The 10,566-nt window shown below is 66.5% G+C and carries 11 protein-coding genes; 7 read left to right on the forward strand and 4 right to left on the reverse strand.

Going from position 1 to position 10,566, the window contains the following annotated elements:
* The first annotated feature begins 753 nt into the window (after positions 1 to 753).
* Positions 754 to 1,974, forward strand: a complete 1,221-nt coding sequence (locus AC3EO7_RS28620; protein ID WP_431971810.1) for a PucR family transcriptional regulator — start codon at positions 754 to 756, stop codon at positions 1,972 to 1,974.
* Between the two features lie 146 nt (positions 1,975 to 2,120).
* Entirely contained in the window at positions 2,121 to 2,843 is a 723-nt protein-coding gene (locus AC3EO7_RS28625) for a helix-turn-helix domain-containing protein (protein WP_431971809.1), read from the forward strand.
* Between the two features lie 53 nt (positions 2,844 to 2,896).
* Here AC3EO7_RS28625 and AC3EO7_RS28630 read toward each other — a convergent pair whose 3' ends face one another.
* Both AC3EO7_RS28630 and AC3EO7_RS28635 read right to left on the reverse strand, forming a co-directional pair.
* The gene (locus tag AC3EO7_RS28630) at positions 2,897 to 3,103 is read right to left on the reverse strand and encodes a hypothetical protein (RefSeq protein WP_435592916.1); all 207 of its coding nucleotides are present in this window, start codon (positions 3,101 to 3,103) and stop codon (positions 2,897 to 2,899) included.
* Between the two features lie 353 nt (positions 3,104 to 3,456).
* Entirely contained in the window at positions 3,457 to 3,981 is a 525-nt protein-coding gene (locus tag AC3EO7_RS28635; RefSeq protein ID WP_435592917.1) for a hypothetical protein, read from the reverse strand.
* Positions 3,982 to 4,063: 82 nt separating this feature from the next.
* Here AC3EO7_RS28635 and AC3EO7_RS28640 point away from each other — a divergent pair, with 82 nt between their 5' ends.
* Positions 4,064 to 4,693 carry an HAD family acid phosphatase gene (locus tag AC3EO7_RS28640; RefSeq protein ID WP_431971806.1) on the forward strand — a complete coding sequence of 210 codons (630 nt, stop codon included), beginning with the start codon at positions 4,064 to 4,066 and terminating at the stop codon, positions 4,691 to 4,693.
* Positions 4,694 to 4,933: 240 nt separating this feature from the next.
* Here the strand turns inward: AC3EO7_RS28640 and AC3EO7_RS28645 are convergent, their stop codons facing one another.
* Complete coding sequence (locus tag AC3EO7_RS28645) at positions 4,934 to 5,605, reverse strand: hypothetical protein (RefSeq protein WP_435592918.1); 672 nt, start codon at positions 5,603 to 5,605, stop codon at positions 4,934 to 4,936.
* A gap of 177 nt (positions 5,606 to 5,782) precedes the next feature.
* Between AC3EO7_RS28645 and AC3EO7_RS28650 the strand changes: the two genes are divergently transcribed.
* Together AC3EO7_RS28650 and AC3EO7_RS28655 are read left to right on the forward strand one after the other, a co-directional pair.
* Positions 5,783 to 6,388: a TetR/AcrR family transcriptional regulator gene (locus AC3EO7_RS28650; protein WP_431971804.1), complete on the forward strand. Its 606-nt coding sequence runs from the start codon at positions 5,783 to 5,785 to the stop codon at positions 6,386 to 6,388.
* Positions 6,389 to 6,600: 212 nt separating this feature from the next.
* Positions 6,601 to 7,749 carry an NAD(P)/FAD-dependent oxidoreductase gene (locus AC3EO7_RS28655; RefSeq protein WP_431971803.1) on the forward strand — a complete coding sequence of 383 codons (1,149 nt, stop codon included), beginning with the start codon at positions 6,601 to 6,603 and terminating at the stop codon, positions 7,747 to 7,749.
* Positions 7,750 to 7,857: 108 nt separating this feature from the next.
* Here AC3EO7_RS28655 and AC3EO7_RS28660 read toward each other — a convergent pair whose 3' ends face one another.
* Positions 7,858 to 8,679 (reverse strand): helix-turn-helix transcriptional regulator, encoded by an 822-nt coding sequence (locus tag AC3EO7_RS28660; protein WP_435592919.1) that lies wholly within the window; start codon positions 8,677 to 8,679, stop codon positions 7,858 to 7,860.
* Positions 8,680 to 8,779: 100 nt separating this feature from the next.
* Between AC3EO7_RS28660 and AC3EO7_RS28665 the strand changes: the two genes are divergently transcribed.
* Both AC3EO7_RS28665 and AC3EO7_RS28670 read left to right on the forward strand, forming a co-directional pair.
* Positions 8,780 to 9,337 (forward strand): hypothetical protein, encoded by a 558-nt coding sequence (locus AC3EO7_RS28665; protein WP_435592920.1) that lies wholly within the window; start codon positions 8,780 to 8,782, stop codon positions 9,335 to 9,337.
* A 968-nt stretch (positions 9,338 to 10,305) separates the two neighbouring features.
* Positions 10,306 to 10,563, forward strand: a complete 258-nt coding sequence (locus AC3EO7_RS28670) for an acyl carrier protein (RefSeq protein ID WP_431971800.1) — start codon at positions 10,306 to 10,308, stop codon at positions 10,561 to 10,563.
* The last annotated feature ends 3 nt before the right edge of the window (positions 10,564 to 10,566 follow it).

Genomic DNA, 10,566 nt, shown 5'->3' on the forward strand with positions numbered 1-10,566 from the left:
CCACTCGATCCGATCTGGCAAACCGTCAGCGCTCCCAGCCCGCGAACAACTCCGTCGCCCTGGGTCCGTCGGCTCGATGGTTCCCTCCGATGCCCGGCCAAGCGCTCGTTTGGCATGCCGTGCAGTTGTGCGGGTCGCGCCGGAATTCCGCCTGCCGCAAGGCCCTCGCAGACGCTCGCTTGCGGCGGCGGCGCGAGAGTGCGTGCGGGCCCGCGCTTCGTGCCACCCGCCGCGGGCGAGCGACCGGCGAGTAACTCCGTCGGCGCAGGCAACGCGCGCCCCGGATCCTCGCCCGGCATGGATCATTCGGCACGCTCGCGACACGCCTGCACACCACGCTCCCTGGCGGGGTGTAACCACCTGTCGGTCAGCCTGACTCGGGCTCGCCCTCGAGGTCACTCGGAGGAGGTCGATCGCACCGCGCAACGCCTCGCCGAAGGGGAGTTGACACTCATAGCGTCCCAGACGATTTCAGCGCAACTTTGACTCGTCGATACTCCACTAATTGCGCGAAAGATGGGTCTCCGGGCCGGTTTCCGAACGAAAAGTAAACTGAACAAATGACCAGCAAAAGCCTCGGTCCGCATTCCCCCCGGACCCCAACGCCCCATGACCTGTGAGCGCTCACAAGGGTCCGATTTCGGCGCCGTCGTGATCTCACAGAACCCGACGAATCGTTCCGCGCCATTGATCATGCGGTTAATGTGAATGCGCCGCACAGCAATTTCCCCCCGGGGGCGGAAGGAGTCGCCAATGACCGTCGACAGTGGGGCCAGACCGAGTTTGACTCTGTCCGGCCGACCGATGTCTTCGCCGTTGCAGGATGTCCGGAGCCTATCGCGCCAGATGGTCGGACACTTCGTCGAGAACGTGGTCCCCTGCGGCACGCTACCGGGCGATGCCATCAGCGGCGACGTCACCACCATCACCCGGGTCTGCCTCGAGTTCGCGGTCAGCATGCTCGACGGACGGGACATTCCCGCCAAATTGCAGCGGTTGCAGGACGCCGCGGCGGGCTGGGCGCGCGAGGGCGTGCCGATCGACACCATCCATCACTCGATTCACGAGGGCTTCAAGATCGGCCTGGATCTGGTGGTCTCCAACGCCTCGACCAAGGACTACGGCAACCTCGTCGACGGCGCGAAGATGGTCGTGGAAATGCTCGACCAGATCACCTCGGCGATCTCGGTCGCCTACGTCCGCGAACTGCGCGCCGTGGTCAGCGAGCACCACACCGCCGTGCACACCCTCACCTCCGCGCTGCTCGGCGGACACAGCACCTCCACCATGGCGCGCGAGTGCGGCATCGCCATCGCTGCCTTGTACGCGGTCGTCGCGGTCGCGATCCCGCAGCACCGCGACGAACGCAACCCGGCCGTGGACGGGCAGGTGGTGGCCAGGCGCAAACTGCGCCGCGTCCAGGCCGAACTGGCCACCCGGTGCGGCAGCAGCGCGCTGTCGTTGCTCAGCGTGGACGGCGGCACCATCCTCATACCGTCCGTCGCGTTCGACAAAGGGCAGTTGGACGCGCTGATCACCGAGCTGTCCCGGGCCGCCCAGGTCGGCATCACCGCCACCCTGGTCGAGGCAACGCCGGAACAGATACCCAACGCCGCCGACCAGGCGCACGAACTGCTCGACATGGTGCAGCGCCTGCAAGCGGTGGCCGGTCTCTACCGCTTCGACGAGCTGGCGCTGGAATACCAGCTGACCCGCCCTGGCCCGGGCCGGGAATACCTCGGTTCGCTGCTCGACCCGCTCGACGAACACCCGGAGCTGCTGGAGACATTGCAGCGGCACATCGCCAACAACCTCAACCGCCAGCGCACCGCCCGCGTGCTGCACGTGCACACGAACACCGTCGACTACCGGCTCAAACGAATCGGGCAGCTCACCGGTTTCGATCCATCCCAGCCCTCCGGGCTCTGGTATCTGCGTTCGGCGCTGGTGGCGCGCACCTACCGCACTCCCTGAGCCAGGGGTTCACGACCCGGCGCGGCTGGGAATGTCCGGTTGCGATTCCGCAACGGTTCCCGGTCGCGCCGCAAGCGGAGCAAAGGACGATTTCGGGTAGCCCGCTACTCATGAGAAAACCCGGGCGGGGCGTGCACACTATCTCCATGCCGGATGTGCGCGAACTCGTCGCGGGCGGCGACGACAAGCAGGGTGTGCTGGATCGGGCGTTCGCTGTGCTCGATGTCTTGAGCCGGGCCGACGACGGACTCGGGCTGAGCGAGCTGGCCCGGAACGCCGGACTCGCCAAGACCACCACCCACCGCATCGCCGAGCAGCTCGTCTCGGTCGGGGCCATTCAGCAGATCGATCAGCGCTACTTCATCGGCCCTCTCGCCGCCCAGCTCGGACGCTGCTGGCAGCCGGATCCGCTGCTGAGCCAGGCCGCCGCCGATCCCGTGCGCGCGCTGGTCGGTCCGGCGGACGCGGCCGCCGTCTACGCGCTGTACGGGGGCAAAGGTCGATTGGTGACCGCCGCCGCCCGCGGCGCCCACTGCTGGATACTGCCGCCGGACCTGACGGAGACCTTCGCGCCGCTCGCCGCGGCCTGGCACGTCCTGCTCGTCGCCGACCACAAGCCCGTCACCCCGGCGACGCTCACGGCGAGGCGGTCGCATCGGCTGCCGATCTCCCTGCGCGACCGCGGATTCGCCATCTCGGTCCACCACGAGGGCGTTCCCGAAATGAGTTGCGTGGCGGCGCCGCTGCTGAGCGACGGCATGCATCGACCGGCGGTCGTCGCCGTCCTGACCCTGACGCCCTGCCCGCCGCCGGGGCTCTCGGATCTCGTCTTGCACACGGCCGATCGGATCGCGCAGCGCCTGCGGTGAGATTGCGGCGAGCGCGCGGCGCGACTTGGACGCGGGCCGGCACGCTCCCGGCATTACGCCAGACAGATCAAGAATCCCGTGACGTTGATGCTGGGCAATAGCGTCGGCAGGCACACCGGCGCGAAGAAGTTGTTCATGACTTCGTGCCGCTGCTCCGCCGTGGGAACGGTGGGCGACTCGGCGGTGGCGATGCCCGCGCCGAGGGCGATGGCGGGTGCGACAGCGAAGGCGGCCGCTATCCCGCACAACTTCATGCTCATTGTGGACCTCGCTCTCATGCTGCCTGCACGACCCGGACAGATCATCAGCCGCTTTCGGAGGGGCTTTCACAAGGGATTGGTCCGATTGACGGAACGGGTGGTGGGAAGAGCAAGAACTGCGGTGCGTGCGATTCACGTAGCCAGGCGACTCGCCGGGGTCATCTTCAGATCGCGCCGACAGTTGTTTTCGAATCGTTCGGTCGGGCGTTTCCGACGCGGTCCACCTACACGCATCCAGGCTCTGATGCTGCGCGCAGAAATGGATGTGCCGGAAGCAGCGAACGACCTCCAAGCTCTGCGTCGGATACGAGACCAGAACGAAGGACAGACATCGGGAAACCACACTGTGGCTGTCAATTCGCGCAGGTGCTAGGCACGCTCGTCGTGGAATGCCGATCAAGCCGATAGGAAGCGACGCGAAAGCCCTGAGCCAGACAGGGTTTGCGACCCCAAGCCAGCACGCGGCCACTCAGCGCAGGCCGGACTTGGCCGATCCGTCCGTAGTTCAACAGCAGCGCGGTAACCGGTTCGATGCTCAGGTAGACATCGATCGGGCCGGGTTCGGCCGGGTCCACTGTCAGCGCGCCGCTATCGAACCGGAAGACATAGCTTTCGAACCCGCGCAGCCGGTATTCGTAAGTGGCCGTGTGCCCGCCGGTCCACGTCGCATTCACCCAGCGCTTCGGAAATCCGGTCCACCGCGCCCCTCCCCACAGTCGCGTTCGAATCCAGTACGTCGCCAACGTAATCGAGGCTGGGTACAACGTCGAGGTCGCCGGATCGCGCCGGATTGTGATGTGCCCCGGCACGTCACTCGTCGGCGCATCACCGACAAGCCGTACCACGTCGGCGTAGCGTTCGACGACTTCGACGACCACCGTCCCACTGAGCGGGATATTCCACGCCGCACGATGTGAAACACATGCGCGTCTGTTTCGTGCGCGATAACGTCCCCTGGTCATGAGACGCTCTGTTGCAGGTATCGCTCTCGGCATCACCATCACGGTCGCCGCACCGCTGTCCGTCGCCCAAGCCGACACCGGCTCGTCGTCGCTCTCCGGCGGCACCGGCTCGTCGTCGCTCTCCGGTGGTGGCCTTCCCCCGTATTCGCAGTGGATCACCGAGGTGCAGACGGTCGCCGCGCAGGCCAAGGACTATCTGGCCGGACGGCTGCCCGGGGCGACCCGCCCGGCCATCGTCCTCGACATCGACAACACCTCGCTGGAAACCCAGTACAACCCGGGCCCCATCACTCCGGCCATCGCGCCCATTCTGCAGCTGGTCCGATGGGCCAAATCGCAAGGTGCGGCAATCATTTTCGTCACCGGTCGTCCCGCGCTGATGAACCTGTACACCCAAACCAACCTGACCGCCGTCGATTACCCGGTGGATGGGCTCTACGGCAGCCCGCTCACCACGCTGTCCGCGGGCTCGGTGGGGCTCGAGGAATACAAGACCAACGCCCGCATAGACATCGAGGGCGACGGGTACACGATCGTCGCGAACATCGGAAACAGCCCTTCGGATCTCGCGGGCGGACATGCCGAGAAGACCTTCAAACTGCCCGACTACAACGGCAAGCTCTCCTGACGGACAGGAGAGACCGCAAAGGTGGTGGCCGCGAACAAGATCGGTGAGGCGGGAGCCCTACGGTCCGCGTGCGTGCCCATCGCCGAGCCCGCGCGCTGTGCGAGATCGTACAGTCCGCGCCGCACAGTCCGCGCCGCACAGTCCGCGCCGCACAGTCCGCGCCGCACAGTCCGCGCCGCACAGTCCGCGCCGCACAGTCCGCGCCCGCGGCCCCCTCGGGCCGCGGGCGCTGTGGCGCGGTCAGTTGTAGGCGACGCTCTCGAACCAGACGACGGTCCGGCCAGGGCGGTCGAACACGCTCACGCACACGTTGTTTCGATCGAAGACCCAGCCCTCGTCGCGGCAACCGGACCAGCCGCCGTCGCGCCCGTGGTACAGCGACCACCCGTGCCGCCACCCGAGGTGACTACGCACGCGGTCGCTGACGTCCTCGGCGGGCACCGTGCCCGCGGTCCCGATCTCGAAGGCGCGCATACAGATTGTCGAGGAGTTCCCGCCGCAACCCCGGTCCGTGTTCGCCAACACGGTCAACCCCTCGGGCAGCGGCAGCAGCGCGTCGTTGGACGGCACCGATGCCCGCTGTCCCTTCATGACGCCGACCGTGAGGGCCGTGCAGAGCACGCTCAGAACGCAGTACCCGATCACCAGCGTTCGCCCGATACGGTTCAGCACCGACAATTCGGCGGTCTCCGCACGGTCGGATACGAATCCCCATACCGCGACAGCCACATTCAGCGTCACCAACAGCACCATCACCGTGATCGTCCCAGCAGGCAGCACCCATCCGAGACTGACCGCGAACTCCGCCGCGGCGATCACCGCCAGGATCACGCCCACCCTCTTCCGGCTGCGCGGCGTGCGCGCCGCGAGCAACCAGCACAGCAACGGGATGACAAAGACCGCCCGAATCACGATCGTCAGCCTAGGCCCCCGCCACCCACCGCCGGGACCTCATCACTGGCGTCGGCCGATATCAGAACTTCGATCAATGCAAACACTTCGATCAACCATGAAACGGACCGCACCGATTTACTTACTATATGTCAATGACAAAAAGTAACTTTTCGGTTTGTCGCGTACGATGTAGCAATGGCCCGACGTCCGAAGCATGATCCGCGAGAGTCCGAGCAGGAGATCTTGCACGCCGCAGAACAGCTTCTGCGCGAACGGCCGTTCCGCGAGATGAACGTCGAGACGGTCATGAGCCGCACCGGCCTCAAACGGCCGGCGTTCTACGTGCACTTCCGGGACCGGCACGACCTCGCCCTGCGCGTCGTGCAGGACGTCGGCCGCGAGATCTTCGAGATGACCAACCGGTGGATGCAAGGCAACGACCTGCGCAACGATGCGCGAGCCGCCTTCGAGGGATTGGCCGACGTCTATGTCCGCCACGGCCCGGTGCTACGCGCGCTGTCCGACGCCTCCGGAAGCGACGAAAAGGTCGAAATCGCCTACCGCGCACTCGTTCAGCGACTCATCGACGCCATCGCGCGCCACATCCGAGAAGAACAGGCTCGAGGACGGACCGCGGAAGCGCTCGACGCGGACGAGACCGCCCGCGCTCTGGTGTGGATGGACGAGCGCTACCTGTCGGAAGCCCTCGGACGCGAACCCCGCACCGACCCGCGAATAGTTGTGGACGTTCTCTACAACATCTGGATGTCCGCGCTCTACGGCTCCGACTCGAGCGACTGATCTCGTCTCCTGATCTCTCGACCGAGGGCTTATCAAGGCCTTGGCACCGCCGCCGCGCGGCTCGGCGCCGGCACTCGCACCGCTTGCCGCTACGACACAGCATCCTCGGCAGGCGAATCGACCGCCTGGTGGGGCATCCGCACGGCGGCCGGATGCGACCGCAAACCCCGGTTCGTCAGCGAACGCGTGGCAACCGGGAGCACAATGAGCGCATGCGAACCGTGCTCATTCTCGGTGCCGGATTCGGCGGGCTGGAGTTGGCCAGCCGCCTGTCGCATGCACTGGCCGACGACCAGGTCCGGATCGTGCTGATCGACCGGAACGACTCCTTCACCTTCGGCTTCGCCAAACTCGAGATCCTCTTCCGGGATGTTCCGCCGGAGCGCGTCCGTGTTCCGTACGCGGACCTCGCCCATCCGGGGGTCGAGTTCCGCCGCGAGGAGGTGACCTCGATCGATCCGCGGACCCGCCGCGTCGTCACCGATCGGTCCGAGTACGAACCCGACATTCTCGTCGTGGCGCTCGGGGCCGAATACGACCTCACCGCGACCCCCGGATTCGTCGAAGACGGATACGAGTACTACTCGATCGAGGGCGCGTGCCGATTGCGCGACCGGCTGGCGAACTTCGAGGGCGGCGACGTGCTCCTCGCCATTCTCAGCGTCCCGTTCAAGTGCCCGCCCGCGCCCTACGAGGGTGCGATGCTCCTGCACGAGAAGCTTGCCGGGCGCGGTGTCGACGCGCGCATTCACATGATCAGCCCGATGGACTCACCGATCCCGGTCTCGGCCGACACCTCCGCCGCGCTCGTCGAGGCACTGAACAACCGCGGCATCCAGTACTCGCCGGGCCGACTGGTCCACGCTCTCGATCCGAGCCGCCACGTGGCGGTGACCCGCATTGGCGATCTCCCCTACGACCTGTTCATCGGAATCCCGAAGCACCGGGTGCCCGCCGTCGTGGCGGCGTCCGGGCTGACCGAAGGCGGCACGGACGGCTGGATCGCCGTCGACCCGCACACCCTCGAGACGCCGTACCCGGGCGTCTACGCGCTCGGCGACTGCGCCGATGCCCCGGTCCCGCGAGCGGGAGTGTTCGCCGAGGACGCCGCCCATACCGTCGCCGCTGCGATCGCGGCGACGGTGCACGGGTCCGACTGGTCCGAACGGTACCGAGGTCGCGGCGTGTGTCATATCGAGTTCGGGGGCGGCCTGGTCGGCAAGGTCGACGCGGATTTTCTGTCGGGCCCCGCGCCGGTCGCGCCGTTCTCCGCGCCCTCCGAGGAACTCGCGCGCGAGAAGGCCGCCTCGGCCGCCGCTCGGCTGGACCGCTGGTTCCCGGGCTCGAACCACCGGCCCTAGCGAACAGGCGCGCCGCACGCGACGACGGGTGTCACAGGGTGAGTTTCGCGCCAGGCGCCGGCGGAACTCGGGCTCGCAGGACGCGGCCGTGTCGTCAGCACCCCTTCCTCATGTGACGCGCAACAGGTCCAGGGCGGCAGCCTCCGGCGTGCCGGGTGCGGCGGAGTAGACCACGACGGTTTGGTCGACCTCCGGCACCAGCAGCGTGTCGCAGTCGAGAGTGAGCCTGCCGAGCGCGGGGTGTTCGATGGTGAGGGTGGTCGCGCTGATCGTGCCCGCCTGTCCGGCACGCCACAGCTCGTCGAATCGCACGCTGCCGGAACGCAGTTCGGTGATGAGGCGGGCAACGCCGGGGTCGCCGGGGTAGCGGGCTCGCGCGGTGCGCAGACAGCCGACGCAATGGGCAGCGGTCCGCTCCTCGTCTTCGTCGGACAGCCGCACCCGGCCGACACCGTCGCCGAGGAACCGTTCACGAATGAGGTTGCGCCGCGTCGGGGGCAGCGCGGAGAAATCGCCGAGGAGCGCGTCGGCGAGCGGGTTCCAGGCCAGCACGTCGGAGGTGGCGGACAGCACCAGCGCGGGCAGGTCGGACATGCGGTCGAGGATCCGAAGCACGCTGGGGCGCACCTGCATCGGGACGCGCGCGGCGTGCGGCGGTTCGGAGCCCGCGAGCCGGAAGACCAGGTTGCGGTCGTCGTCGCCGAGTCGCAGCGCTCGGGTCAGCGCACCCAGGACCTGCGTGGACGGTTTCGGTCCGCGCCCCTGCTCGAGCCGCACCACGTAGTCGACGCTGACGCCCGCCAGCTGCGCGACCTCCTCCCGCCGCAACCCCGGCACCTGCCGACGTGATCCGGCGGGGAGGCCGACTTCGACCGGTTCGACCCTGGCGCGTGCGGTGCGCAGCACGGCGGCCAATTCGGCTCTGTCCATACTCCTATCGTGCCGCGCGATCCACCGCCCGGGGTGGTACCGCCCGTCCCATGCCCGGGCGGTCCTGGTGGCCGGGCGCGCGGTCCACGACGCTGCGAACATGACAGGCACGACAACCGCCCGGATGGCGCACGACCGAGCCGAGGCCGCACCCGACGGCCGAACGAACCGACGAATGCCGTTGATCGGAGCCGCCGTGGCCCTGCTGGCGACGCTGAGCGTGATCGGTTTCGCCGTGACACCGAAAGGAACCGAGCCAGTGAACGAGTCCGGAATCTCCAGCACCGTGCTGTCGATCGGCCTGCATCCCGGCTCTCTCGACTACAGCCGGATTCCCGGCTTGGACGAGGCCACGCTGACAGCGCGGATCGCCGCGGGCGAGCAGGCGCTGCGCGACGCCGGGTTCGATCTCGTGTCATGCCTCGTCCCCGCGGAACCCGACGCCGCCGAAGCCGCGCTGCGAGAGTGCGCCGCCGACAGATCGTTCGGCGTCGTGATGATCGGCGCCGGGATCCGCGCCGCGCTCGAGCACACCCTCGTGCTCGAACGAATAGTCAACGCCGTCAACCAGATATCCCCTGGCGTGCGGTTCTGCTTCAACACTTCACCGGAAACCACCATCGACGCGATACGCCGTTGGGTGAGGCCGAGCAATTAGTGCGGGCAATCCGGACCCGACACCACCCCACCTCGGTTACCCGACGAGCCGTCGACAACGACCATGTGCCACAGCAACATCGGTCGAAGCCACACCACGCCCCCGGCCACCATGCCTACCGACTCCACCCCGCCGCACCCCCAGCACGAGTACCAAATGATCAGTCCCCCAACTGAACCAAATTCTCGACGCGACGGCAAGCCGACCGAGCGGAGAGGTTCGCGCTGCGGTGGGATCCCTCGCGCTCCGGAAGATCGACTCTCGGAAACGATGTGATGCCCCACATAGCCGATTCCGCTACCTGCTTGCAATGAGAGCGGTCACATTCTCGAGAACTCGAAAAAGTTTGCCACGCTGCGCAATAGCACCCGGCGCCATCTGTACGGAGTGAAAAATTTTCTGGCAAGTATGGAATTCGTCACCGAAATCTGGTATGGCCCGATTCAATCGAAAAGTACCAATGGGTCGGTTTTATCTATTCGGTAAACCGATCGTGAACAGCGAACTTTCCGAAAACTCCTCCAACCCGCTCCGCGACCACCACCCGACGGAGTACCTGTAACCAGAAATCGCAGAATTCATTGTCCGAGACACCATGCCGTCATGCCCCATTTTCCCGGGGCGACGCCACGTTGCGCTCACAACAATCGAAGCCCATTAGCCATGAGATTGCCGATGCATGAGATGCACTGTAGGACAGTGCTTTTCGCATTGCAGCGCCCACATCAGCGGTGTAGAGATTGGTCGAACGCACGACTGTGCACGGTGACAGTCGTGCAGGGTGACGAGATATGAGGCGTAACAGTTTTGGTTGTCGATATCGGAAGGCAAGTGATCACCGGCTCGGCTGTCGCCGCATCCGGCACTGACCAGGGAAAAGGCAGGTACTCGACGGTGTCGGCAAACACCGCGGTCGAGATCGAGGAGCTCCCGGGCGCAACGGGAGCGAGCCCGGTCGGAGGTCTGGAATGACCGCCCCGAACACGGTGTCCGAACGCGTCCGAGAGCTGTTTCGCAGCGGTTTGCGTGTCGACGAAATCGACCTCGATACGCCGTTGCTGGATTATGGCTTGGATTCGGTCCGGTCGGCCGAGATCATCATCGAACTGGAGCGCGCCTTCGACGTGCAGATCTCCGACGAGGAGGCCTCCGAGCTGCACACCGCGCGTGACGTGATCGAGTGCGTGACGAACAAGACGAGCCACCGCGCCGGGATCGGGGCGTAACCA

This window comes from Nocardia sp. bgisy118 (assembly GCF_057708605.1).